The 23,347-nt window shown below is 68.0% G+C and carries 25 protein-coding genes and 1 pseudogene; 9 read left to right on the forward strand and 17 right to left on the reverse strand.

Features of this window, described 5'->3' with window-relative positions:
• Window positions 1–205: 205 nt before the first annotated feature.
• Together EDD30_RS32355 and EDD30_RS32365 are read right to left on the reverse strand one after the other, a co-directional pair.
• Window positions 206–2,035, reverse strand: a complete 1,830-nt coding sequence (locus EDD30_RS32355; protein ID WP_071806057.1) for a right-handed parallel beta-helix repeat-containing protein — start codon at window positions 2,033–2,035, stop codon at window positions 206–208.
• A gap of 764 nt (window positions 2,036–2,799) precedes the next feature.
• The gene (locus tag EDD30_RS32365) at window positions 2,800–3,117 is read right to left on the reverse strand and encodes a hypothetical protein (protein ID WP_071806059.1); all 318 of its coding nucleotides are present in this window, start codon (window positions 3,115–3,117) and stop codon (window positions 2,800–2,802) included.
• Window positions 3,118–3,297: 180 nt separating this feature from the next.
• Between EDD30_RS32365 and EDD30_RS32370 the strand changes: the two genes are divergently transcribed.
• Window positions 3,298–4,842, forward strand: a complete 1,545-nt coding sequence (locus EDD30_RS32370) for a hypothetical protein (protein ID WP_148088170.1) — start codon at window positions 3,298–3,300, stop codon at window positions 4,840–4,842.
• Window positions 4,843–5,248: 406 nt separating this feature from the next.
• Here EDD30_RS32370 and EDD30_RS41095 read toward each other — a convergent pair whose 3' ends face one another.
• The 4 genes from EDD30_RS41095 to EDD30_RS32390 form a co-directional block, all read right to left on the reverse strand.
• Window positions 5,249–5,560 (reverse strand): tyrosine-type recombinase/integrase, encoded by a 312-nt coding sequence (locus EDD30_RS41095; RefSeq protein ID WP_244945480.1) that lies wholly within the window; start codon window positions 5,558–5,560, stop codon window positions 5,249–5,251.
• A gap of 188 nt (window positions 5,561–5,748) precedes the next feature.
• Complete coding sequence (locus EDD30_RS41100; RefSeq protein ID WP_071806062.1) at window positions 5,749–6,108, reverse strand: Arm DNA-binding domain-containing protein; 360 nt, start codon at window positions 6,106–6,108, stop codon at window positions 5,749–5,751.
• Between the two features lie 326 nt (window positions 6,109–6,434).
• Window positions 6,435–7,112: a response regulator transcription factor gene (locus tag EDD30_RS32385; RefSeq protein ID WP_071806063.1), complete on the reverse strand. Its 678-nt coding sequence runs from the start codon at window positions 7,110–7,112 to the stop codon at window positions 6,435–6,437.
• Window positions 7,109–8,269 carry a sensor histidine kinase gene (locus EDD30_RS32390; RefSeq protein ID WP_143162715.1) on the reverse strand — a complete coding sequence of 387 codons (1,161 nt, stop codon included), beginning with the start codon at window positions 8,267–8,269 and terminating at the stop codon, window positions 7,109–7,111. The genes EDD30_RS32385 and EDD30_RS32390 overlap by 4 nt, the downstream gene beginning before the upstream one ends.
• Before the next feature lie 162 nt (window positions 8,270–8,431).
• On the opposite strand from EDD30_RS32390, the gene EDD30_RS32395 reads away from it, so the two are divergent.
• The 3 genes and pseudogenes from EDD30_RS32395 to EDD30_RS41840 form a co-directional block, all read left to right on the forward strand.
• A complete protein-coding gene (locus tag EDD30_RS32395; RefSeq protein WP_071806074.1) occupies window positions 8,432–9,157 on the forward strand; it encodes an ABC transporter ATP-binding protein in 726 nt (241 codons plus the stop codon).
• Window positions 9,154–9,885, forward strand: a complete 732-nt coding sequence (locus tag EDD30_RS32400; RefSeq protein ID WP_071806065.1) for an ABC transporter permease — start codon at window positions 9,154–9,156, stop codon at window positions 9,883–9,885. Before EDD30_RS32395 ends, EDD30_RS32400 begins: the two co-directional genes overlap by 4 nt.
• A 39-nt stretch (window positions 9,886–9,924) precedes the next feature.
• A pseudogene (locus EDD30_RS41840) lies at window positions 9,925–10,167 on the forward strand (methyltransferase domain-containing protein); the annotation flags it as partial.
• On the opposite strand, the gene EDD30_RS32410 reads toward EDD30_RS41840, so the two are convergent.
• Together EDD30_RS32410 and EDD30_RS32415 are read right to left on the reverse strand one after the other, a co-directional pair.
• The gene (locus EDD30_RS32410; protein WP_282958180.1) at window positions 10,104–10,688 is read right to left on the reverse strand and encodes a transposase; all 585 of its coding nucleotides are present in this window, start codon (window positions 10,686–10,688) and stop codon (window positions 10,104–10,106) included. The pseudogene EDD30_RS41840 and the gene EDD30_RS32410 sit on opposite strands and share 64 nt — an antisense overlap.
• Before the next feature lie 199 nt (window positions 10,689–10,887).
• Window positions 10,888–11,433, reverse strand: coding sequence for a GNAT family N-acetyltransferase (locus tag EDD30_RS32415; protein WP_071806067.1), 546 nt, complete (start codon window positions 11,431–11,433; stop codon window positions 10,888–10,890).
• A gap of 65 nt (window positions 11,434–11,498) precedes the next feature.
• On the opposite strand from EDD30_RS32415, the gene EDD30_RS32420 reads away from it, so the two are divergent.
• Entirely contained in the window at window positions 11,499–11,714 is a 216-nt protein-coding gene (locus EDD30_RS32420; protein WP_244945668.1) for an EAL domain-containing protein, read from the forward strand.
• A gap of 39 nt (window positions 11,715–11,753) precedes the next feature.
• Here EDD30_RS32420 and EDD30_RS32425 read toward each other — a convergent pair whose 3' ends face one another.
• The 4 genes from EDD30_RS32425 to EDD30_RS32435 form a co-directional block, all read right to left on the reverse strand.
• Window positions 11,754–12,137, reverse strand: a complete 384-nt coding sequence (locus EDD30_RS32425; RefSeq protein ID WP_071806068.1) for a response regulator — start codon at window positions 12,135–12,137, stop codon at window positions 11,754–11,756.
• A gap of 123 nt (window positions 12,138–12,260) precedes the next feature.
• Entirely contained in the window at window positions 12,261–12,428 is a 168-nt protein-coding gene (locus tag EDD30_RS39465) for a hypothetical protein (RefSeq protein ID WP_170047309.1), read from the reverse strand.
• A gap of 36 nt (window positions 12,429–12,464) precedes the next feature.
• A complete protein-coding gene (locus EDD30_RS32430) occupies window positions 12,465–12,833 on the reverse strand; it encodes a suppressor of fused domain protein (protein WP_084556459.1) in 369 nt (122 codons plus the stop codon).
• A 22-nt stretch (window positions 12,834–12,855) separates the two neighbouring features.
• Entirely contained in the window at window positions 12,856–15,501 is a 2,646-nt protein-coding gene (locus tag EDD30_RS32435; RefSeq protein ID WP_084556460.1) for a tetratricopeptide repeat protein, read from the reverse strand.
• 451 nt (window positions 15,502–15,952) lie between these two features.
• Between EDD30_RS32435 and EDD30_RS32440 the strand changes: the two genes are divergently transcribed.
• A complete protein-coding gene (locus EDD30_RS32440) occupies window positions 15,953–16,354 on the forward strand; it encodes an RICIN domain-containing protein (RefSeq protein WP_071806071.1) in 402 nt (133 codons plus the stop codon).
• A gap of 486 nt (window positions 16,355–16,840) precedes the next feature.
• Complete coding sequence (locus tag EDD30_RS38515) at window positions 16,841–17,119, forward strand: hypothetical protein (RefSeq protein WP_143162716.1); 279 nt, start codon at window positions 16,841–16,843, stop codon at window positions 17,117–17,119.
• A gap of 499 nt (window positions 17,120–17,618) precedes the next feature.
• Here the strand turns inward: EDD30_RS38515 and EDD30_RS32450 are convergent, their stop codons facing one another.
• Entirely contained in the window at window positions 17,619–18,119 is a 501-nt protein-coding gene (locus EDD30_RS32450; protein ID WP_071809467.1) for a DUF6624 domain-containing protein, read from the reverse strand.
• Window positions 18,120–18,141: 22 nt separating this feature from the next.
• The gene (locus tag EDD30_RS32455) at window positions 18,142–18,990 is read right to left on the reverse strand and encodes a transposase (RefSeq protein ID WP_123678639.1); all 849 of its coding nucleotides are present in this window, start codon (window positions 18,988–18,990) and stop codon (window positions 18,142–18,144) included.
• A 196-nt stretch (window positions 18,991–19,186) separates the two neighbouring features.
• On the opposite strand from EDD30_RS32455, the gene EDD30_RS32460 reads away from it, so the two are divergent.
• A complete protein-coding gene (locus tag EDD30_RS32460) occupies window positions 19,187–19,597 on the forward strand; it encodes a hypothetical protein (RefSeq protein ID WP_143162577.1) in 411 nt (136 codons plus the stop codon).
• A 121-nt stretch (window positions 19,598–19,718) separates the two neighbouring features.
• On the opposite strand, the gene EDD30_RS32465 is transcribed toward EDD30_RS32460, so the two are convergent.
• Both EDD30_RS32465 and EDD30_RS39470 read right to left on the reverse strand, forming a co-directional pair.
• A complete protein-coding gene (locus EDD30_RS32465) occupies window positions 19,719–19,970 on the reverse strand; it encodes a hypothetical protein (RefSeq protein ID WP_071803666.1) in 252 nt (83 codons plus the stop codon).
• Between the two features lie 194 nt (window positions 19,971–20,164).
• Window positions 20,165–20,341, reverse strand: coding sequence for a hypothetical protein (locus EDD30_RS39470; RefSeq protein ID WP_170047155.1), 177 nt, complete (start codon window positions 20,339–20,341; stop codon window positions 20,165–20,167).
• A gap of 525 nt (window positions 20,342–20,866) precedes the next feature.
• Here EDD30_RS39470 and ltrA point away from each other — a divergent pair.
• The gene (gene ltrA / locus EDD30_RS32470; RefSeq protein WP_244945481.1) at window positions 20,867–22,468 is read left to right on the forward strand and encodes a group II intron reverse transcriptase/maturase; all 1,602 of its coding nucleotides are present in this window, start codon (window positions 20,867–20,869) and stop codon (window positions 22,466–22,468) included.
• Window positions 22,469–22,658: 190 nt separating this feature from the next.
• Here the strand turns inward: ltrA and EDD30_RS32475 are convergent, their stop codons facing one another.
• Entirely contained in the window at window positions 22,659–23,225 is a 567-nt protein-coding gene (locus EDD30_RS32475; protein ID WP_071803668.1) for a hypothetical protein, read from the reverse strand.
• Between the last annotated feature and the right edge of the window lie 122 nt (window positions 23,226–23,347).

Genomic DNA, 23,347 nt, shown 5'->3' on the forward strand with positions numbered 1-23,347 from the left:
TGGCGCCCGCGCCGCGCTCGGCCCAGCGTTTCGCCGTACGCCAGGACACCTGAAAACGTTCCGCGGCCCGCTCGAAGTGAAGAATGCGGGCGACTTATGGCGTCGGGACGCCCGCCGGGTCGGCGATGCGCATCGGGCCGGCCCCTGGATCCGGACCGGCCTCCTGACCTGGGGACCGGCCGGAACCGGTCCCCAGGGGCTCACGTCAGGACGGGACGGGCGTGCAGATGGAGCTTTCGCTCTCCAGCCCTGCATTCTGCGCCCCGGCGAGCGGTCCCGAGGCTCCCTTGTACTCCGCCTGCGGGTTGTCGGGGTCATCGGGGTTGGGGATCAGCCAGAACCAGCGCCAGTCGGCACAGTTCGACATCTCGTACCGGTTGTTCTGGAACGTCACAACGGCCTTTCTGGTCTCGCCGTTGGCCAACAGCCCGGAGCCGCTCGCGCCCTTGCCGTCCGACCGGTACGGCTTGCCGGTGGCCGGGTCGACGAGTTCCCTGCCGGTGGCCGGGTCGATGAGCTTCGACGTCCAGGTGCCTTGGAAGACCGTGCGGTTGTCGCGCACCGTGACGTCTTTGGCGTCGCAGTCCCAGATCAGGTGCGCGTTGGTCTTCGCCGGGTTGAGCGAGCAGTTGGCCCAGTACTCTTTGCGCGCGCCCTGAAGCACGATGATGCCGTGTGCGGTCTCCTTGAGCACCCAGCTGTCCCGGCCCAGGCTGTTGTCGTACGCGCGCTTCGTGCTCATGCCATGCAGGAAGACCGGAGGCACCACCACCGTGTTGTGCGCGACCAGCACCTTCTCGGAGCTGGAGACCAGAATGCCGGCGCTGTACGCGTAGAACTTGCCACCCTCCGGCGCGAACCGGGCGCTGCCGGCGCCGTTGCCCCGCACGTCGTTGTGCTGGATGTACCCGGACTTGCTGATCTCGTACATGATGCCGACGCCCTCGTTGTCGGTCACGGTGTTGTGCTCGATGTGCGCGTCGATGTTGTAGATGTCGAACCAGATGCCCTGGCCGAAGTTGTCGTGCACCCAGTTATACCGGTACTGGATGCCTACCGTGTTGGTGAACTTGCCGGCGCCGCCCTCGGCCGCACCCTCGTGGAGGTGGTACCCGGCGACGTTGTTGTAGGCGATGTCGTTGTTCTCCATGACGGTGTACCGGCCGTCACCGCTGATGCCCTGGTGGCCGTTCCACTGCACGCGGTTGCGGCGCGCCTGGCCGCCGTAGACGGCGATGCCACCGCCGTGGTTGTCCTTGACGTCGAGGTTCTCGACGATCCAGCCGGTGGGCTTGCTCGCACCGCCCACTGCGTACTCGTGGCCCGGCGTCGCGTACCGCTGGACGACGAAGTTCCGGATCTCGACGTTCTCCGCGCCGGACGCGCCGTCGAAGGCGTACGGGGTGCGCGTCAGGCTGACCGTCCGGCCGGCCGGATCGGTGCCCGAGTACAGCTTCTTGGTCGCGGCGTCGATGAAGTACTTGTTCGTCGTCACCTCTGCCGCGCTGGCCACGCGGGTCTGCCGACTGGCGCCGACATACAAGTCGTCGGTGAGCCGGCAGGCCGGCCGCTGATCGACGCAGACCAGGTCGTAGGACGTCGGCACCGGGTTGGCGGCGACACCCCTGTAGGTCCAGAGGCCGTTTTCCCCGACGGTGCCGGTCAGCGCGACGGAGCCGTCCAGGACCGTTCCGGGCGTGCCGTAGAACTTCTGCCCGGTCTGGGGCCGCACGCTGAAGCCGGTGTACCTGCCGGTCCTGAAGCAGAACGTGCGGCCGGCGGCGCCTTGGGCCTCGACGGCCGCCTTCCAGCCGTCGTTGTCGATGCCTCTTGTGGGATCGGAAGGCTCCAGGATGGTGGAGCCGGTGGGGCAGGTGATCGTCGTGACGGGGCCGACGACGCCGAGGCTGGCCGGCGGCGTGGCGGTGGAGGCCGCCACAGCCGGTGCGGCGGCGGCCGCTGCGGGAGCCGCCGGGGCGACGAGGGCCAATGCCAGGACGCCGGCGATGGAGGCGGTCGCTACAAGCGGCCGCACGCCTCTCTCGGGCGTAGGACGCGGGGTGCCGTGGGTCACGGGTGACTCCTCTACAGGACGGCGACATCCACAGTGTCCTGGATGGACGCTGCGGTGGGGAGCCTAGCCTGGAGAGAGTGGCCACCTCTCCCAGTTCGCGATAGCTGAGACGCTTCGGTGGGGCCCTGCGCACCGCGGTGTCTACAGCACACAGCTGCGCGCTGGCGCGCGTCCTCTTTGAAGCGGTGTGTTTCCGGCGAAAGGACCCTTGCTCCGGTGGGCACCGTTGCATTGAGAGATCAGCGGACGCGCCGATCTCGGCCGAGACAGGCGTCAGATCGCTTGGGCGAGTTCGGTGAACGCAGCCGCGACCCGCTCTACCGGGGTGGTGTCGACGGCGAGTTCGTAGTGACCGCGGCGCAGGTTCTGCAGGAAGGCGTGCCCGGCGATCACGACCTGCGCTGTGCGATCGGTCTGCAGTCCGCGCAGCGGATGTCGATGCGGTGGGCTCGCAGGGTGTTCAGTAACTACGCGTTCACCGGCATCTCACGGCGGCACCTGCACCTGCTGGTAACCGAGCTACGACCGGCCTGGCGAGCCGGTCGCGAAGGCCGGCTCCACGGCCCGTAAGGAGCAATGGAACCGAAACTGGTGCTAGTCCAGCTCACGCTCCACTGCACCCTGTGGGCCCGTCCGTAATTTCCAGACCCGAACAACTTCAGGCATCATGATCACCGATATCCTTGGCGGTCTGACGGGAATAACCCGCGCGAATGTCGCGCAGGTCAGGTGTAACGCGGACGTTCGTTACCGGACAGCTCATCCACGAACCGAAGCACCACCCGGGGCCAATACTTGGCCAACACTGGTAACGGAACCTGCCAGGATCGCACCGCCAGTACCACACCCAGCAGATTGCCGGCCCGGTGGTAATCGCCAGCGGCGGCGACCGCCTCGGCCACCGCGGCCAGCGTCTGCGCCTGCGCGGCCGGGTCGGTGATCGAGCGGGCCGCGGTCTCGGCGTCGGTGGCCAGCCGCCCGGCCCGCTCTGGGTCACCAGCGGCGACCGCCCCGGCCACCGCGGCCAGCGCCTGCGCCTGCAAGTACGGGTCGGTGATTGCTCTTTCCTGCTCCGCTTCGTCGTTGATGTCTCGTATGGGTGGGCTTGGATAGAGATGATGGCGTAGTGATCGACACCGCTCTGATACGTGGCAAGCGCCAAGTACGCTGCCCGCCGAGCCGCAGCCCGACTGCTCGAACCACCCAGTTGTAGTGGAGTATTTGTGAAACCACACTTCCTGCGCCCACGCCGGTCCGACACGGCCGGTGGACGCCCGCAATCGCGGACACGAATCGGTGTCATAGCCCGGATTGCCGCGGTCGTGATGCTCGCCGGAACTGTCGCACCGGTCGCGTTTGCCGGCCCCGCCATGGCCGAAAAGTGTTACACGCCCTACTGCGGTGGCGTGGTCTATAACAAAACAGACAATAATGACTTGTCGATCCTCATTGCGAACAATTGGTGCTGGAAGTGGCAACATGAGCGCTTCGGTGCTCACTTAGACCAGCCCTACAAAACCGGTTCGTCCGATCCGTGCATCGATCCGTCGAATTTCAACAACAAGGGCGCCGTGTACGGCGACTACGAGCTGCCCCCCGGGCAGGACTCGAGCATGAATCACACATTCATGAAGTACTACGACGTCGACGCCTTCCGCGGCTACCAAGACTGCATCACCAACTACACCCTCAACGGCTCCAGCGGCCAGTTGAACCAGGTCGGCAAGCAAAGCCGGTGGATACGGCTCCACGACGGCGACAAAGTCATCATCACCTCCATGAGATGCGGTGGTCGCGCGGCCGGTCTCCCCGAGGGCCCCTCCTGGTTCCCCCGCATCGTCATTCCCGCCGATGAAGGGTTCGGTACCGCGCCCGGCGGCGGCGATACGGGTTCCGGCTCGGGGACCGGCACGACCATACCGAGCCCCGAAACCATCCCGGCGGCGTTTCAGGCCAACACCGGCTTTCTCTACACTCGCAGCGGCGCCGGCGCCATGCTCGACACCCGCTACGGGATGATGAACGGCACCAGTCCCGCCACGTCGGGCGGGCAGACCGCGTTCCAGGCCAACACCGGGTTCCTCTATACCCGCAACTCCAACGGCGCGATGCTCGACACCGGCTACGGGATGATGAACGGCACCAGCCCGGCCATCTCCGGCGGCCAGATCGCCTTCCAGGCGAACACGACCATGCTCTACACCCGCAACATGAACACCGGCGCCACCCACGACCTGCAGCTGGGCATGATGCGCGGCACCAGCCCGTCCATCGCGGGTGACACCGGCCGGTGGCGGATCGCCTTCCAGGCCAACACCGGCTTCCTCTACACCCGCGACTCCTCCGGGGCCGTGGTGAACACCGGCTACGGAATGATGGCCGGCACCAGCCCGTCCATCACCGCCCTGCCCGGCGGCGGCTACGCCATCGCGTTCCAGGCCAACACCGGCTTCCTATACGTCATCGACGGCAACGGCCGCGCCCGCGACACCGGCTACGGGATGATGAACGGCACCAGCCCGGCGATCAGCGCCACCCCGGTTGGTTACACCACGGCGTTCCAGGCCAACACCGGTTTCCTGTACGTCCACACCAACACCGGGGTCACCAAGGACACCGGATTCGGGATGATGCGCGGCACCAGCCCCGCCATCCGCGGCTACCGGATCGCCTTTCAGGCCAACACCGGCTTCCTCTGGATCCGCGACGGCGAACGCGCCGTCGACACCGGCTACGGGATGATGAACGGCACCAACCCCGCCGTCTGAGGCAACACTTATCTGCACTCACCCCCGTCGTGCCTCGGCGGGGGTGAGTCGTTCACTCCCGTGCCTCGCGCTGACCGCGGTTATCGCGTAGTCATGCGGGGCCGGGGCAAACGGAGGATGGCATGCCGTAGGGGGCATCTCTCCGTCAGGCCAGCGGTGAACTGGGGACCGGCGGGGACCAGTTGGGGACCACACGCCATGCGCTCCAATGCGCGGACCTGAACGAGTGGGGGAGCGGTGAACGCCGTACATCGCGCTGGGGGTCAAGGGGTCGCAGGTTCAAATCCTGTCAGCCCGACACGCCTGACCAGCGGATATGCATGTAATGCATATCCGCTGAGATCATTTAGAAGCGATGTGGTCGTCATGTGGTCGCATCCGTGCACGGATCTTGTAACCGTGCTGGTCAGGCGGGCTGCGACGGGTCTACGTCCAGCGCCTCGGCGATGGCGTCGACGGCCTGCTGGGCGGCCTGCCGGGTGAGGTGACCGTAGATGTCCACGGTGGTGGCCAGATGCTTGTGCACGTACAGCAGCCGGCTGTCGAGATCGACGTCGGCCCAGTGCAAACCGAGCGCTTCACCCTTGCGCATCCCGGTGTAGATGATCACTTCGTAGAGGTCGGTGAGCGGGTCGTCGACGCGGTGGCAATAGTCCAGGAACTCGATCGTCTGTTCGGTGCTCCAGCAGACGAGTTCGCCGCGTGGCTGTTGGGGCAAGTTGGTGTAGCGGGCTGGGTTGTGGGGGAGTCGGCGTTGTTTGACGGCATGGCTGAGGGCACTGGACAGCGTGGAGATGCAGCGCCGCAGGGTGACTCTGCCGCGGCCGGCGTTGAGCTGGCTGGTGATGAACTGCTTGATGTGTTCGTGGGTCAGCTGCTCGAGCCGGATGGAGCCGAAGGCGGGAATCAGGTCCTTGGTGGTGTAGTTGCGGTAGCGGACGACGGTGTTGGCTTGAGCGTGCGGGATCTCTCCTGCAGCCAGCCGGTCAGGTACTGCGCGACGGTCTCGGTGTCGTCGAGGTGTACGCCGGCTCGCTCGCACTCGAGCGTCTTGGCCAACGCTGTGGACGCTTCGGTCTTGGTGGCGTAGCCGCTGCGGCGCCTGGTCTTGCGCTTGCCGTTCAGTGACGGCATGTCGACGGCGTACGCCCCACTGCCGTGGCGGGTGTTGGACAGCCGCGGGCAGCGGGTGCCGAGTTGCCTGCCGTGGCTGTCCCGGTAGCCGCATCGGCGGTAGACGCGGCCCCGGTTCGGATTCGGCCTCATGATGGCCTCCTCAGGCCGGTTTGCTCTGTCTCCAGCGCGGTGCCCGATCCGGGTGCGACCACAACGCGACCATCCGGGACGTCACCCCTGGGTGTGAGCCCCGGAGTTGTAGCCCGGTCAAGGGGTGCCCAGTGTTCGAGTGACTGGGGCTCGCGGCCGAGCCCGTGCGGCGCAAACCTGCAGACAGCATGCACACCAGACTCAGCGCCGGACGGAGGAAGGCTTAACCGGCGTCGCGGTGGCAAGTCCCAGTTTCATGCAGCACCGTCGCGGTCTGCTGGTCCTACCCTGCCGCAAGCGACGAAAAGCGGCGGAATGGCCGTTCGTCAGGGGCGTACCGGTCGGACCAGGCCGGTTTCGTAGGCGATGACGACGAGTTGGGCGCGGTCGTGGGCGTCGAGTTTGGTCATGGTGCGGTTCACGTGGGTCTTGACGGTGTGCGGGCTGACGGTGAGGTGGCCGGCGATGTCGTCGTTGGAGAGGCCGGTGCCGACGAGGGTGAGGATTTCTCGTTCCCGTTCGGTGAGGCGGTCGAGCCGGGTCGGGGTGATGGCGAGGCCGTGGTCGGGACGGGCGAGGTAGCGGCTGATGAGGCTGCGGGTGGCGGCGGGGCTGAGTAGTGCGTCGCCGCGGTGCACGATACGGATGGCGTCGAGCAGGTCGCCGGGTTCGGCGCTTTTGCCGAGGAAGCCGCTGGCGCCGCTGCGGAGCGCCTCGAACACGTACTCGTCGATCTCGAACGTGGTGAGGATCAGGACCTTGACGTGCGCGAGGTGCGCGTCGGTGGTGATCCGGCGGGTGGCGGTGAGGCCGTCGAGGTCGGGCATGCGGATGTCCATCAGGACGACGTCGGCGCCGGTGGTGCGGGTGCGGTCGATCGCGTCGTGGCCGGTGCCGGCCTCGCCGACGACGTGCAGGTCGGGTGTGGAGTTGATGAGGGTGGTGAAGCTGGCGCGCAGCAGGGGCTGGTCGTCGGCGATGAGCACGCGGATCGGTGTGGTCATGAGGTGGTCGGGATGGTCGCGGTGACACGGAAGCCGCCGGTGGGTCGGGGACCGGCGAGCAGGGTGCCGCCGAGGGCGGTGACCCGTTCGCGCATGCCGACGATGCCGTGCGCGTGTGCGTCGTCGATGGGGGCGACGGGCGGGCCGTCGTTGTCGACGACGACGGTGACGGCATCGCCGTCGTGGTGCAGTGTCAGGGCGACCTCGGCCGGTCCGGCATGCTTGCGGACGTTCGTGAGAGCTTCCTGGATGACGCGATACGCGGTGTGGTCGGCTGCCCAGGGCAGATCGGCTCGCCGGCCGTCGATGCGGGCGGTGATCTGCAGGCCGGTACGCCGGAACGTGCCGAGCAGGTCGGCGAGTCCGGCCAGGCCGACGGCGGGGTGCAGGGGCGCGGGGTCGTCGGATTGGCGCAGCAGGCCGACGGACTCGCGGAGTTCGTCGAGGGCGGCGCGGCTGCTCTGACGGATCTGGGCCAGGGTGTCGCGGACTTGCTCCGATTCGCCGGTCAGGAGGTGGCCGGTGACACCGGCCTGGACATTGATCAGGGCGAGGTGGTGGCCGACGCTGTCGTGTAGGTCGCGCGCGATGCGCAGGCGTTCCTCGGTGAGACGGCGGCGGGTGTCGGCGTCGCGGTCGCGTTCGGCGTCCTGGGCGCGGCGGACCACCTCGGCGAGGTAGGCGCGGCGGTGCCGGGATGCGGTGCCGGCGGCGACGGCGAGGCCGCCGAGCGCGGCGAGGGCGAGGTTCTCCGGGCCGAGCCGTCGTGAGGGCAGCCCGAGGGTGTGTGTGACGCCGACCGCGACGATGACCAGGCCGCTGACGATCAGGGCGCTGCGGCGGTCGGAGAGCTCGGCCACGGTGTAGAGGGCGAACAGCGGGGCGGCCAGGATCAGGATGCCGCCCAGGCCGTGGTGGCGGGCGAGGTACACCTCGGCGGCGATCGTCGACACCACGAGGACGGCGTACGGCCAGCGGCGCCGCAGCAGCAGAATCCCGCAGGCGATCGCGGCGCTGGCCAGCGACACGCCGTCGGGTAGGTGACCCGGGACGGCGGTGGTGAGCAGGGTCACCAGCAGGATCACGAGCGCGACAGAGAGATCCGCGAGGTGCGGACGGTGCTGTGCCGCGTGCTGGAGATGGCTGATGACGTGCACGTTCATCACCGTACGGGGCGCCGAGGGGCGGCCGCGTCGTCCTGGCGGTGCATCCGGGTCGTACCGCGGTCGCGGTATGCGCAGGATGCCGCGCCGAGGCGACGACACCCTGGTGGCTTCCGGGCGACAGTGAGGTCGTTGATCCGAAGGAAGGGAATGACGATGACCGACGTGTCCGTCACGAGGCTGACGAAACGCTTCGGCGCGGTGACCGCGGTACGCGACGCCGGCTTCACCGTGTCGCCGGGCGTGACCGGGTTCCTCGGCCCGAACGGCGCCGGCAAGACGACGACGCTGCGCATGCTGCTCGGCCTGGTCCGTCCGACCGCGGGCACCGCGCTGATCGACGGCCGCCCGTACGCCCAGCTGAGCGAAGCGCGACGGGTGGTCGGCGCGCTGCTGGAAGCCACCGGCTTCCACCCCGGCCGTACGGCCCGGGACCACCTGGCGATCACTGCACGGTTGGCCGGGTTGCCGGCTTCCCGGGTCGGCCAGGTTCTCGACGAGGTCGGCTTGAACGGGGACGCTCATCGCCGGGTGGGTGGGTACTCGCTGGGCATGCGGCAGCGCCTCGGCCTGGCCGCGGCGCTGCTCGGCGATCCGCAGGTCCTCATCCTCGACGAGCCGGGCAACGGCCTGGACCCGGCCGGAATGGCCTGGCTGCGCGGGCTTCTTCGCGACCTGGCCGCCCAGGGCCGCACGGTGATCGTGTCCAGCCACGTCCTGGCCGAGGTGGCGCAGACCGTGGACCGGGTGATCGTCATGCACGCGGGCGTGGTCCGCTTCGCCGGCACCCTCGACGAGCTGACCGCACCGGGCGCGGTCGGTCTGGAGGCCGCGTTCCTGCGGCTCACCTCGGACCCCACGCTGGAAGGGAGCCGGCCGTGACCGCACTGATCTCCGCCGAGTTGCTGCGGCTGCGGACCACCCGCAGCGCGTGGCTGCTGCTCGCCGCCGCGCAGGTCCTCATCGTCGTCGGGGTCAGCGGGGTCATGCTCGATCGCGACGACGTCAGCTCCCCGACCGTGCAGCAGAGCGCCGTCGCGCACATCGGCCTGATTTCGCTGTTCACCCTCGTGCTGGGGATCACGGCAGTGGCGGGGGAGTACCGCCACCGCACCATCACGGACACCTACCTGACGGTTCCTCGGCGCGGCCGCATCGTCGTCGCGAAACTGCTCGTGTACACCGGCGCGGGCCTGGCCTTCGGTGTCGTCACGGCGCTGCTGGCGCTCGCCGCCAGCGCGGTGTGGCTGGCCGGCCGCGGCTTCTCGCTGGACCTGGGATCCACCGACCTGTGGCTGACGGTCGCCGGTGGAGTGGCATGGATTGCCGCGTTCGCGGCGATCGGTGTCGGCATCGGCGCACTCGTCACCAACCAGATCGGGGCGATCGCCGCCGCGCTGGCGTGGCTGGCCCTGGTGGAGGGCCTCGTGGCGCAGCTCATCGGCGACGCCAAACAGTGGCTGCCGTTCGCCCTCGGCTCGGCCCTGGACCGGCTGCCCACCGCGGTGGACGGGCCGCCGCAGTGGCAGGCAGGCCTCGCCCTGAGCGGCTACGCCGCGGCGTTCGTCCTGGCCGGTGTCGCCACCACCCTGCGCCGCGATGTCACCTGACTCGCGGCGGCCACCCTGCCCTTCCATCATGGAGGTCCGATGCCCCACTCCCACACACACCCGTCGGCCCACGGCGGGGTCATCCGCCACGCTCGTGGCTACGAGGTCCTGTCGGCCCTCGTCTTCGGCGGATCCCGCCGCCGCGCCTACGACGCTCTGGTCCGCGTGTCCGGCGCCGGGCCCGGCGACCGGGTTCTCGACGTCGGCTGCGGCACCGGCTACCTCACCCGGCGGACAGCCCGCGCCGTCGGCCCGGCCGGGTCGGTCACCGGCATCGACCCGTCCACCGAGATGCTGAGCCTGGCCCGCCGTCTCGCCCCACCGACGTGCACCTTCACTGCGGCCCAGGATGTCCCGTCGCTTTCCAGGGCAGCGACGATTGAGTACGGCCAGCCCGGGATCATCCGATGTTCGTCCTTGCCCCGCCCGTAGGTGTGGCAGAACAAACGCTGCGGACTGCAAGCGCCGTCCGGGCGCAGCCACGGCGAGACGTCCACGGCCAGCACCAGGCGGCCGTCCGCCGCCCGCGGCAACGGCAAACCGGCCAACTGGCGGCGCAACGACTCCACGTCGATGTGGCCGTGGTTGAACGCGTCATACAAGGCGCCGTGGCCGCGCCGGTGCTCCGGTGCGAGCGACAACCCGACCAGCATCTTGACCGGCCCATCCGTGCACAACAACGCCTCGGTCAGCTCGAATAGAGCATCCGCCCGCCTGTTCATGCACCGGTAGAACTCTTCCCGAAACCCCGCTAACACCTCGATTGCTTGCGCCCGGTCGGTCATGACCGCGACAACGAGCATCGACCCGGGCCGGACGCGGCTTCGTGCGCTGCAGCGCCACCACTTCATCGGACCGAGCAACGCTGCGATACAGCCCGTCACGGTGCAGCCAACCCGTCAAGCTAAACCCGCGACGTGATGACCATCCCCGGGCTTTGGCTTGGGCGCCGGTGCTCCCCTTGGATATGTTTCTGGGCAAGGGATCGACCGTGGCCGGCTGCTAGAAGCCTTGGGTAGCGCGGCGCTCGCTAATGATTTCCGTACCTGTCTCTCCGGGCGCCTCAGGTTCGCTTTGGACCCGGCCGGCTTCGACGAATCCGGCCTTGGCCGCCACCGCGGCCGAGGCTGCGTTCGCCACGTCGTGTCGGATGGCCACGCGCTCGATGCCGGGCAGTGTGAGCGCCACGCGGGTCAGCGCCTCGACAGCCGTAGTCATGTAGCCGCGTCCGGTGAATGCGGTACGCATCCAGTAGCCGATCTCGAGCACGCCAGGCCCCATCCGGGTCATCAGGCCAATGCCGCCGGCAAAGTCACCCGCCCCGGTGAAGATGCCGTAGTTGAACGCCGTGCCGTTGTCCCAGTTCGCTATCGACATCTCGATGAAGGCGCGGGATGCCTCGACGTCGTAGGCGTCGGTGGCCCATGGCAGGAAAGGCTTCAGTTCCGGCAGTAACTCGCGGACGGCCATGGTGGCATGGTCGGCCCAGGCGGGCTCCCATCGCTTAAGCACGACGTCGCCAACGTTGATCATTTCAGGTGGTTCCATGACGCTACGCCAGCCTCAGCCACATCCTGCAGCTACGCCCCGACATCATCAAACTCGACATCGCCCTGGTCCGTAACATCGATATCGACCCGATCCGCACGGCCCTGGCCCGGGCGCTGGCCAGCTTCGCCCGCGACATCGGCGCCCGGCTGATCGCCGAGGGCGTCGAGACACACGCCGAACACGAGAAGCTCCGTACGCTGGGCATTGAACTGGGCCAGGGCTACTACATGGCCCGCCCGGGACCGCTACCCAGCCGCCACATCGAGCCCCTGCTCTGAAACACACTCACCCGGGCGCGCTCCGGGGCGGGTTGCGCGTTAGGCGGCGGCTGTCTCCATCACGCCCAGTATCGCGAGCTTGTCCCTGATCACCTCGGGGGTGAAGGGCTTGATGAGGTACTCATGAGCGCCGGCGGCCAGGGCTCGGACGATCTGGTTCGGGTCACTTTCGGTGGTGACCATCATCAGGGCGATGTCGCGCCACTGCGGCTGAGCCCGCACGGCGCCGATGAACTCCAGACCATTCATCTCCGGCATGTTCCAGTCGACCAGAGCCGCCTGCGGGGGCTGCTCCATCGCGCCGAGCGCCTCCAGAGCGCTGCGGCCGTTGTCGGCCTCGACCACGTCGTAACCCACCGACGTGACCAGACGACGCAGAATCGCCCGCATCGCACGGGAATCGTCAACCACCAGCACCGACATAGGTAGCCCCCTCACCTACACACCCGATAGCGCTCATCACGCCGCTGTCTACCGCACCATCGGCGGCAACCCCAGTCGGAATCGAGCAGCTCGGGTGCAATGACGGTGCACCGGACGCGCCGGCTACGGGCGCCGGCGACGGTTGTAGGTGCGGCGGGTGTCGACGACGGCGTCCAGGGCGTCACGCAGTTCCAGCAAGGCGCCGATCTCGGTACGGCCCCATGGGGGCAGCTCGCGGTCGCTGCCGCGCGGGGCTGCGGCGGCGGCCGGCCCGGGATTGATGATCGACACCAGATGGGCTTGTCGACGCCTCGTTTGGTGCGGCGTTCAGCGGTCGGCGTCACGACGGCGGGTGTCTGGTAGCTGCACGCTCGCGCGTTCGTGGTCCGTCAGGTCGGGATCGTGCTGAACGAAAACGTCCTCGAGCGCAGCCCACCCCTGAGTATGGGCGAAGTGGGCTTCTGCCTGGGTCAGCGGAACCAGCCAGGCGAGTACGACGGGCGCGGCGGGCGTCTCGCACACCGCGAACTCGTCCGGCAGGTACACCGGCTGGGCCGCCACCAACGCCGTCATCTCGGTTCCAGCGAACAGCCGTCCACGCGGCGGCGAGACCGCCGATTGCCAGCGGCACAACCTTTCGTGAAGGCATCTGCGCCGATCCGGCCGGGAGCTGATGCCGGTCACCTGGGCGGTCATGCCGCCAGGTTGTCGGTTGCCTTCACAGAAGGTGCCTTTCCTGAAGGGAACCCGAAAACCCGGCTGCACCGTTGGAACTGGTGGCGAGGGTGCTGAGGCGCACCCGGACTTGGTCGGCCTCGGGCAGGCCGAGATCGGTCCAGAGCAACAGGGCGTGCCGGTAGTGCTCGCGCGCGAGGTCGAGGTTGCCGAGCGCCTCGTGGGCGTGGCCGAGGCCGGTGAGGGCGCGAGCCTGCTGGTCCCGGCCCCCGGCTTCGGCGGCGATGGTGTGGGCGGCGGTGTGGTGGGCAAGGGCGTCGGCGGGGCGGCCGACAGCGTGGGCGGCCTCGCCAAGGCCATTGAGCGACCACGGTTCGCACCCTCGGAAGCCGGTCTCGCGGAAGCCGGTAAGGGCCTGTTGGTGGTATTCGGCGGCCTGGGTGGGCCTGCCGAGGCGGGTATGCAGGACGCCGAGATTGTCCAGCGCGGCCAATTCTCCGGTGCGGTTGCCCAGTTGCCGGTACAGGGTCGAAGCCTGCAGTAAGTGGTCGCCAGCCGGCCCGTATCGACCCGCCCGGACCTCGACCTCACCGAGGTGAACCAGTGCGTAAGCTACGCCGTCCCGATCGCTGGTCTGCCCGTGCAGGAGTAGGGCCTGCTCGAAGTAGTCAATGGCCTTCCGGTGACGGCCCAGCAGCGCCTCCACGGTACCGAGACCGGTCAGCCCGCGGGCTTCGCCGCTGCGGTCGCCTGCCTGCCGGTACAGGGGTACGGCCTGCGTGAAGTAGTCGGCAGCCGCCTGCAAATGGCACTCACCGTGCGCAGTGATGCCGAGATCGTTCAGCGTGCGAGCCTGGCCGTGCGGGTCGCCGGCCTGCCGGAACAGAGCCAGGGCCTGCTGGAGATGCGCCGTACCCTGCCCGTACCGGCCCAGCCGCCAGAGAGCGACGCCGAGATCATTCAAGGCGTGGGCGTGTCCGGTCGCGTCGCCGGTGTGTAGAACGGCGTGGTGTGCGTGACCGTGCACGGTCACGGCGTCGGTGTAGTGGCCGCCGGAAAGATAGCGGTACAAGGTGCGGGAAAGCCCGATGGTGTGGGTGGGCCATCCGTTGGTAGCGGTGTGCGCGGCGACGGCAACCAGAGTGGGCCGTTCGATGTCCAGCCAGCCGAGGGCGGTGTCCGGGTCGCTCAGGTCTGGGGTGCGAGTGCTGGTCACGGGGATCCGGAGGCGAAGGCGGGACTCGGCGGAGTACAGCGTGGTCATAGCGGCAGCGGCGGTGACCAGGTAGTGGTCGAACAGGCAGGTCAGGGCGGCACGGCGTTCGGATGGTGGGTCTTCGTCGGTGGCTCGGATGGTGGCGTATGCGCGGATCAGGTCGTGGAAGGTATATCGGCCCGGTGCGGCCTGCTGCAGCAGGTGATCGCGGTGCAGGCTCTCCAGGAGTGCTTGGCCGGTGGCCAGGTCGGTGTCGGCCAGGGCCGCGGCGGCATAGGCGTCGAAGTCCTGGCCGGGGTGCAAGGCGAGCAGGCGCAGCAGGCGTCGTTGGTCGGCGCGCAGGTGTTGGTAGGACAGGTGGAGAGCGAGTTCGACGCCGGTGTCCAAGCGCCGATCGTGGTGGCGTTCGTCGAGCCGGTCAGCATGGTCGGTCAACGTCCAGCCTGGTGTGTTGCGAATGTGCCCGGTGATCAGGCTCAAGGCCAGAGGCAGGTAGCCGCAGCGCCGGGCGATCCGGGCCGAAGCGTGTGGGTCTGGGCCAAGGGGAACCTCGGAGAGGGTGCGGGTGAGGAGTGCCAGGGCCTCGCCAGGAGTGAACACGTCCACGGACAGGTGGGTTGCGGGATGCAGGTCGTCCAGACGGCGCCGGCTGGTCACGAGGATGAGGCAACCCGGTGTGGCCGGTAGCAGCGGGCGGACCTGTTCGGTGGTGGCGGCGTTGTCCAGCACCACCAGGGCGCGGGTGCCGGCGAGGCGGTCGCGGTAGGCGGCGGCGCGGGCAGCCATGGTGTGGGGGATCTGCTGGCCGGGCATCCCGAGCAGGCGCAGGAACCCGTCCAGGACCGCGGCCGGGTCGGCCGGCGGCTGCGCCGGGTCGGGATCGAAGCCACGCAGGTTGACGAACAACACCCGGTCGAAGGGCTGCCGCTGGTGGAGCAGGTGTCCGGCGTGGACGGCGAGTTGGGTCTTGCCGACCCCGGCCATCCCCTCGATCGCGGAGATCACCACCGCCTCCCCGTCCAGTGCCGCGTCGCGGAGCCGGTCGAGTTCGCCGATGCGGCCGGTGAACCCGGCCAAATCCTGCGGCAGGCTGTCCTGCACCCGAACCTGCGACACCGCCTCAATCTCCCCACCAACGACACGCAGCGCCTGACGCCACTGCGTCACATAGCCGGTGTCGGGGTGCAGCGCCTCGACCACCGCGAGCACCAGGTCGATGTCCAGGCGTCGCCGGCCAGGCCGGAAGCAATACGCGACGGTGGACCTGCGCGTCAGCTCACCGGCCGGCCGGCCCGCCGCCGTCCACGCCTTGTTGACCCGGTCCTTGATCGTCTCGTACGAGGGATCACCGGCCCAGACCTTCAACAAGCGCAGCCGCTCGACCAGATCGGCGACGCTATTCGCCTGCCCCGGGTCGGGCAGTGCCGTAAACACCTCCGCCCGCGCGGTCACCGGGTCCCCGGACAGCGGCATGCCCGCCCCCATGATTCAGGTCGATGTCTCAGTGTTCGAGGCTAGCGACCTCACCACCGACGGCGGTCGCCCATCAGACACTTCACGCCATCTGCCCTATAACGGACTCGTTCGGTGATGGCGCCGAAGGCCGGCGTCCAAATTCGTCCAAACTCCACCCTCGCCGGAAATCGACGCCCAACACTCAGTGGACACAAACCTCACGGGCCGTACAAGGCTCCACCGAAGAAACGGAGAAACGATGAAGAGACTCAAGATCATCGGCGCTGTCGCAGCCAGTCTGGCCGTCATACTGCTGGCGGCGCAACCGGCGGCTGCCGCCACGCCGGCTGGTGCAAGCCCGCCCTCGGACAGTCCCGCGGGGCAGATGGCAACCACCGCCTCGCCGGTATCTGCGTCGTCGCCGGCCGCCCGACGGCTACCGAACCGGCCGCCCGGCGTTGGGGCACAGATGGCAACAGCCGGCAAGGCGAGCGTCGTCGGCGTGCCGATCTACAACGCCTTCAGTGGGAAGTGCCTGGACCACTCGGACGGAGGCCTGGGCCTCTACGCCTACGTCTACACCTGCCTCGGCAACAGCAACCAGAGCTGGTATTGGTCCGGTAGCACCCTCCGGAACAGCTTCAGTGGGAAGTGCCTGGACCACTCGGACGGAGGCCTCGGCCTCTACGCCTACGTCTACACCTGCAACGGTCGCAGCAACCAGAGCTGGTACACGCGTGCCACAAGTCTCGGGTGGGAGATTGTCAACGTCTACAGCGGGAAGTGCCTGGACCACTCGGACGGAGGTCTGGGCCTCTACGCCTACGTCTACACCTGCCTCGGCAACAGCAACCAGAGGTGGTATTCGTAGCAGTCTGTCTCGCACCCGGGTTTGATGGAGACATCGAAACCTGGGAGGAACACCAGCGATGCCCGCACCGAAGAAGTACCCCGATGAGCTGCGTGAGCGTGCGACCCGGTTGGTGGTCGAGGCCCGTCGGGATCCCGCGTCCGCGGTGGGTGTGATCCGGCGGATCGCTGACCAGGGCCTGCGGGGCCGCAGCGGCCGCCGGGGCCGGCGCGGAGGGTGGCCTGACCGGCACCACCAGCTGCCGCGGACGCCGCCGCCACAAGGCCGGTATGGACAGCAGTAACCACCACAGGCACAGATACCGGCGGCGATCCACCGACCCGCACCGGCCCTGCCGGCGGCGACCATCGCCGTGCTGACGGCCCCGTACAGAGCCCAGCCGACCCGGGCCCCCGCCGAGCCCAGCAGGCTGAACAGCAGCAGCACCCCGCCGGCAGAACACCAGGCCCACCACAGCACGGTGGCGTCGACCGGCAGGCCGGTGGCGTGGGTGGTCAGGTACCCGCGTATCGGGGCGAGCACCACCTGGGCGTACGCCTGGTCGTGGGTCCGGGCCGCCAGGTGGACAACCCCGGCACCCACCCACTGCATCACCGCCCAGAGCAGCGCCACCACGAGCCAGGCGAGCGCCGCCACAACCAGAACGGCCAGCAACGACAGCCACCACGGCGGCCAGCCCTGCTGCTCGCGATCGCGAGCTTGCCGCCACATCTGCCGGGCCAGCGCGGCGACAACCTCCCGCACCTGCGCAGGCCCGCGGCTTGACGCCGCGGCAGACGGGCCGTCCGCTGCTTCGCCGGAGCCGCCGACACCTTGCTCGCCGATAGTCACTCGCTACCCGTCCGTCGTCGCGCCCAGCACAGGCAATCCATCAACCTGGATAAGTCACCACGATGTCACGGCTCCGTCGCCGCGAGTCAATCGCTGACCGTGCCGGATCACCGCCATGACAAGGCTTTCCGCTTGAGGTCCGCAGGGCCACCTCATCCGATCGAGTGGCGTCACCGTCCTTCGCCCTGCGCGCGGCCGAAGTCGTCATACCCGCCTGGCACCCTCGAGCCTGTCCAGCGGTATTCGGGTGAGGAGCCGATCGTGGTCCCTGCAGCACTGATTTCGCCAGCGAGTATCAGGTTCTGTCCCGTGAAGAGTGATTGATCTTCAGATCAACGGGCAAGCAAGCTCGCTTCGCTTCGAACAGTCCTTCGCTTACGCATATCGAGGACCGCGGGTGCCCCGCGGGTTTGTCTGTGCTAGTAGAGGACGATCAGGCGGGCGCGTGCTTGGTGACGTGTACGAGAAATGGATCCAGTCCTACCTCTGCCCGCCGCTCATCCATGCGCTCCGGGTCTTCGCATGGCCACGGCACCGGTGCGCCGTCAACGACGCCGGCGATCTGGGTGCCGTAGATCTGTCGTCGTCCCTCGTTGACCATGACTCGGTCCCGGAGCATCGCAAGATGCTGCGGGTCTGCGTCACCCGCTTCCACGGCTTGGGTCATCAGCGTCAGTGCTTTTCGTTGCAGGTCCAGCTGCCCGTCGGCGTGCTGGGCCACCAACCAGGCCCGGCGCGCCGCCTCGACACCGACTGAACTGATCGTCGGCCATCCGTGGTTGTCCAGGATCTTGGCCAGCCGATCACCGTTGTGGACGGTGACGCGGCGATGCGCCAGTTGCGCGGTGAAGTCGTCGCTGAGGGCGCCGCTTTGCAGCTTCCGGTCCTGCTCCGTCATATCGATCAATTCCTGGGCCAGTGCGTCATCAGTCATGGCGGGGACACTAATACCTCATTCAAGCCCGACGATGCGACCCCGCTATGGGTTTGACATACATCGATGGTGCAGAATTGGTATAGAGCCGATTGAGGCAGTGCCGACGAGTGTGTCGACCGCGGTGCTGACGCCCGATCGTCCACAGGTGCTGCCCGCTTCTAGGAGGCGAGCAGAACCCGTTTGCGGAGTAGGTCGAAGCCAGCTCGGCTGTACATCTGTCGTTTGAGCATTTTGACGCTCCTATGTCAACCGGTGGCGGGGCCGGGTACTGAGGAATGCTGAGCGTGGTCGAGCTGAAGCGTCGGTAGACCACGTCAGAGAGGTGCCGTTTCAGGACTCTGAGGCTGTCTTTGGCTGTGTCGTGGGTGGTCTGCTTGCGCCGTTCGAGGAGGTCTTTCGCGCCTTGGTGCAGGCGGGCTTGAGTGATGGCGATGCGGTGCCGGGCGACGTTGAGCTGTCTGTTGCCGCCTCGGTTGAGTCGTTGGCGGCCTTCGTTGGCGCTCCAGACCGGGATCGGGGCGGTGCCGTTGTGGCGGGCGAACGTCGCAGGACCGCGGAATCGGGCGACGTCACCGACCTCTCCGAGGATCTTCGCGGCGGTGAGCATGCCGACGCCGAGCAGCGCCATGAGGTTGGGCGCCAAGGCTTCGACGTGCGGTTTCAGCTCGTCTTCGACGGCTTGGATCTCGGTAGAGAGCGCCTCGATGTGGGCGAGTTGTGCGAGCGCGATCCTCCTGACGGTGCTGGCTGGCAAGCCCTGCAGCCGGGCGACGAGCCGGTGACGGGTGGCGGCGTGCTTGAGGGTGCGTGCGGTAGGCGCGAGGCTCGGATCGAGATCGTGCAGGTGCCAGCGCAGTCGGTTGATCATTCGGGTGCGCTTGCCGACCAGGTCATCGCGGTGGTCGACCAGGACGCGGACGGCCCTGGACTGCTGGACATTCGTTGTGGCGCCGATAGAGGGTCTCCGGTGCGAGGCCGTAGATGGTCTCCGGTGCGAGGCCGCGTGTACGTAGGATGCTCACCGATGCGGCACAGGCACTGTGCACAACTGGGAGAGTGGGCGGGTGAGGTCGGAACGCAATGCCTTGGCTGCGGTGGGCCTGCTGATCGGTGTCGGTGCCACGGTGGCAGTGCCCGCGGTTCCGGCCGCCTTGCTGCGGGACGAGGAACCGGAGTTGTCGGTCGGCCGGATCGAGGTCGGTTACGGCGTTGCCTTGTGGCGCCTCGACAGCGGGGTGAAGGGTGAGCGCGCAGACCTGACTGCCGGCGATGGAGCGATCGCGGGTGATCCGGGCTGTTACGGTGCGGCGGTCGCCGAGGATGTGGGCGTTGTAGTGGTGTTCTCGCCGGTCGCCGGTCGCCGGTCGCCGGTCGCCGGTCGCCGGTCGCCGGTCGCCGGGTGTGCGGCGGTGCCGGCGGAGGTCTGGGCCGCCCATGCGGCCTGGGTTTGTGCCATGAGCGTCCACCCGTTGTGATCGGCCCATTGCCGCATTCGTTGCAGGTCCCCGGCGCTGCCGCCGGACGCCGTAGACGCCGACGACGGCGACGAGCACGGCGAACACCACGCAGAACACGCCGGCCACTGGCGCGATCGGCTTACCCATGACGGGTGCGGCGGACCGCCACGCCGGTGACGAACACCGCGGCCAGTGCGTCGATCACGGCGGCGACGGCGCCGGAGGTCTCGAGTGTCCCGGCGATCGCGGAGGGCCCGAGCGACGCCGCGATTATCCACACCGCGCTGGCCACCAGGCCGAGTCGCAGCCAGGCCAGCGCTGCTCCGAACCGGGCGACACTGCGACCCCGATTTCCGCGCACGAACGCGGTCAGGGCGAACAGCAACACCATCACTCCGACTGCGCCTTGATGCGCCGACTAGGACGAAGGTGGCCGATTCCGCGCCGCTCAGGGAACCCTGACGGTGCGCGTTCCACACCATCAGGCCGAGCGCGGCCAGCGCGGCGTCGACCAGCATCAGGACCGCGGTCGGCGACGCAAGGCCAAAGCTGCGTCGATCCTCGCTCGGTGAGCTAATCATGTCGTCAGGCCGTCGCGGCCGGCGGCCAGTGGCCCTGGTGGAAGCCGGAGTTGTCGGCGAGTTTCTGCCGCAGGGTGGTGTTGGCCGACGCGCAGACCGACTTCAGGATCTCCGCACCGGCGATGATCGCCCCCGCCGCGACCAGGCCCGCGCCGGCGGCGATGACCGGTCCGGCAGGCATACCGACGATCGTCGCGGTGGAGGCGAGTGGCTACAACAACCACCTCTGGGCTCTGGCACAGGAAATGTTTGCGCCGTGAGGCGCTGTGATTCGAGTGGAGGTGAGAGACCTTCGCCGTCTGCCTGTCGCAGCAGGTGGATAGGAGCTGAGGGCAGCCTGATCCGGGTGTTGCCGGGGAGGGTGGGAGCAGCCCTGACAAAGCCGGGACGTGCCAGTACTGCCAGATGGTGCGGGTCCGGTGAGCAGGTCGGAGAGGAGTACGCGAGGAACCGGCGTCTTACGTCCTTCAACCGCGCCACCGGCTCCAACCTGGTGGATATGGGCCGGGTGCGGCGCGCAGCCATCCGAATCGGGTGGTGAACTTCCGGGCAGGTCTACATTTGCCGGTCCGGGAGGCCGTGAGGAAGGTCTGCGGCGTACTCACGGCGATGCCGCTGGGACACAGTCGGGCTCCTCCTTCGACGAGCGAATCACAGTGAACACGGGAACCATCCGGTCAGCCTCCCGCCGAGCACGCAGACCAGCGTGGCGGGCGGGATAGACGCGACGACCGTCGAACGGGCCGGGTGGGGCGGAGCCGCCGTAGTAGTCCGAGGCCGGGAAAGCCGGTCACATGGCGAAGGGCGGCAGCGGTTTCGAGAAGGGAAGGATGCTGCAATGCCGCAAGATGCGTCGCCGAATGGCGATGCTCCGGCCGAACGGGTTCTGGGTTCGGCAGATCGGGTAGCGGAGATGCAGGCCAAGCTTCATCGTTGGGCGGCGGCCGATCCTGACCGCCGGTTCGATGACCTGTTCAACCTCGTGCACGACCCGGCGACGCTGGTCATGGCGTTCGACCGGGTCGCGGGCAACCGCGGGGCCCGCAGTCCCGGCGTTGACGGCCTGACCGTCGCCGACGTCGAGGACCGTATCGGTGTCCCCGGGTTCCTGAACGATCTGCGGGCCCAGTTGAAGACGGGCTCGTTCCGGCCGTTGCCGGTGCGGGAACGCAAGATCCCGAAACCGGGTGGCTCGGGCAAAGTTCGCAAGCTGGGGATCCCCACCATCGCGGACCGGGTCGTTCAGGCCGCTTTGAAACTCGTACTGGAACCCATCTTCGAGGCCGACTTCGTGCCGGTCTCCTACGGGTTCCGACCCAAACGGCGGGCTCAGGACGCGATCGCCGAGATCCAGTACTACGGCACCCGCGGCTATCAGTGGGTGCTGGACGCCGACATCGAAGCGTGTTTCGACTCGATCGGCCACACCGCTCTGATGGACCGGGTCCGAGCACGGATCAAGGACAAACGCGTACTGGCGCTGGTCAAAGCGTTCCTCAAAGCCGGGATCCTCACCGAACTCGGCATCGCGCAGGACACGCTCACCGGCACCCCGCAGGGTGGCATCCTGTCGCCTCTCCTGGCCAACATCGCGCTGTCAGTGCTCGACGAGCATCTGATGGCGCCGTGGAAACCGGACGGGACGATGGGCAGCGAGTATCGACGGGCCCGGCAGCGCCGGCAGAACGCGGCGACGTGGCGGCTGGTCCGCTACGCCGACGATTTCGTGGTCCTCGTCAACGGGACGCAGGAGCACGTGGAGCTGTTGCACGAGGACGTCGCGACCGTACTGGCACCACTCGGGTTGAAGCTGTCACCAGCCAAGACGCGGGTCCTGCACCTGAGCGACGGGTTCGACTTCCTGGGCTTTCACATCCAGTGGCGGCGCAAGCGAGGCACGGACAAGTGGCACGTGTATACCTTCGTCGCGAAGCGGCCGATCCAGTCGCTGAAGGCGAAGATCCGCACGCTGACCCGCAGGTTGTCACAAAGGGACCTCGGAGCAATGCTGACCCGTATCAACCAGGTCATGCACGGCTGGGCCAACTACTTCCGGCACGCCGTCGCGAAGAACCTGTTCAGCATGCTGGACGCCTTCGTCTGGAAACGGCTCATCCGAATGCTGATCGCACGGCACCACTGGAGATGGATGGACGTCCGACGCCGATTCACCACTGCTACCGGCAGATGGCTACCGATCAGCGCCGGGACCGTCGAGCTTCGCCCCATCGCCGCTATCCCGATCACACGATACCGGTGGCGAGCAGCGAGGATCCCCAGCCCCTGGCCCCTGACCGTCAACGCCTGACGACAGAGACCGTGGAGAGCCGGATGCGTTGAGAGGCGCACGTCCGGTTCGGCGAGAGGTCCAGGGAAACGGACCGGGAGCAATCCCGACACCGCGCCCTGGACCTACTCAGCGGGGGCGCTCGATCAGCGCAGATAATGCCCTTCGGGCAACCGCCATGCCGGCATCCGAAGGCAGCGCATCTGGTTGATCAGGTAGCGGGCCGGACCAGCACGGCGGTCAAGCTCGCGACAATGGCGAGGCCGACAATTGCACGGCCGGCCAGGGTGAAGCGTCGGGCGGAGTCGGCCGAGCTGTCGAGGAGTACGAGTATCCGACAGACCGCATACAGCAACCCGCCGGCTCCGAAAGCCAGGCGCGCCACGTGCACGCCTGTACGGTAGGCGTCCAGACCGGGAGCGGCCCCGAACGCGGCCCACACGAACTCGCTGTCGGGAGGGTCCGGCAGCAACCCGACGCCCGGCGCAGCAAGCAACGCCGCCACCGCCAGTGTCAGCAAGTACCGCCATCCGTCGGCGCGGCGGTCTGCCACCAGGAGGAGGCCGATCGCAGCAGGGACACCGGCGATCGTGGCCCATCCTGCGATCGCCACCGCGCGGGGTGCACAATCCGTGGCTTGGCAGGTCAAACGCAGTATCTGTGGGGTCAGCCAGATATTGACGGCGTAGAGAAATCCGACCAGGGAAAGCACCACCGCGAGCTGAACCAGCGCGGTGCCATCCCGGCGAGCATTGTGTTTCCCCATTGCCGTGATCATGGAGCGTGGCTCAGGACGGCACAAGCAACGCGACCGTCGACGCGCAGAGGTTTCGAGCTCGCCCGCCGCAAGACGACTCGGCCATGCAACTGGACGCTCCACAGTTCCAGAGCCAGAGCCCA

Origin of the sequence: Couchioplanes caeruleus, from assembly GCF_003751945.1 — a bacterium.
GTDB classification, from domain to species: domain Bacteria; phylum Actinomycetota; class Actinomycetes; order Mycobacteriales; family Micromonosporaceae; genus Actinoplanes; species Actinoplanes caeruleus.

What these genes read in the sequence shown, in the direction of transcription:
- EDD30_RS41100 (WP_071806062.1), bottom strand. Translation starts at nt 6,108, where the DNA reads ATGAGGCCGAATCCGAACCGGGGCCGCGTCTACCGCCGATGCGGCTAC.
- EDD30_RS32385 (WP_071806063.1), bottom strand. Translation starts at nt 7,112, where the DNA reads ATGACCACACCGATCCGCGTGCTCATCGCCGACGACCAGCCCCTGCTG.
- EDD30_RS32395 (WP_071806074.1), top strand. Translation starts at nt 8,432, where the DNA reads ATGACCGACGTGTCCGTCACGAGGCTGACGAAACGCTTCGGCGCGGTG.
- EDD30_RS32410 (WP_282958180.1), bottom strand. Translation starts at nt 10,688, where the DNA reads ATGCTCGTTGTCGCGGTCATGACCGACCGGGCGCAAGCAATCGAGGTG.
- EDD30_RS32415 (WP_071806067.1), bottom strand. Translation starts at nt 11,433, where the DNA reads ATGGAACCACCTGAAATGATCAACGTTGGCGACGTCGTGCTTAAGCGA.
- EDD30_RS32425 (WP_071806068.1), bottom strand. Translation starts at nt 12,137, where the DNA reads ATGTCGGTGCTGGTGGTTGACGATTCCCGTGCGATGCGGGCGATTCTG.
- EDD30_RS32430 (WP_084556459.1), bottom strand. Translation starts at nt 12,833, where the DNA reads ATGACCGCCCAGGTGACCGGCATCAGCTCCCGGCCGGATCGGCGCAGA.
- EDD30_RS32435 (WP_084556460.1), bottom strand. Translation starts at nt 15,501, where the DNA reads ATGCCGCTGTCCGGGGACCCGGTGACCGCGCGGGCGGAGGTGTTTACG.
- EDD30_RS32440 (WP_071806071.1), top strand. Translation starts at nt 15,953, where the DNA reads ATGGCAACAGCCGGCAAGGCGAGCGTCGTCGGCGTGCCGATCTACAAC.
- EDD30_RS32450 (WP_071809467.1), bottom strand. Translation starts at nt 18,119, where the DNA reads ATGACTGATGACGCACTGGCCCAGGAATTGATCGATATGACGGAGCAG.
- EDD30_RS32455 (WP_123678639.1), bottom strand. Translation starts at nt 18,990, where the DNA reads ATGATCAACCGACTGCGCTGGCACCTGCACGATCTCGATCCGAGCCTC.
- EDD30_RS32465 (WP_071803666.1), bottom strand. Translation starts at nt 19,970, where the DNA reads ATGGTGTTGCTGTTCGCCCTGACCGCGTTCGTGCGCGGAAATCGGGGT.
- EDD30_RS39470 (WP_170047155.1), bottom strand. Translation starts at nt 20,341, where the DNA reads ATGCCTGCCGGACCGGTCATCGCCGCCGGCGCGGGCCTGGTCGCGGCG.
- EDD30_RS32475 (WP_071803668.1), bottom strand. Translation starts at nt 23,225, where the DNA reads ATGATCACGGCAATGGGGAAACACAATGCTCGCCGGGATGGCACCGCG.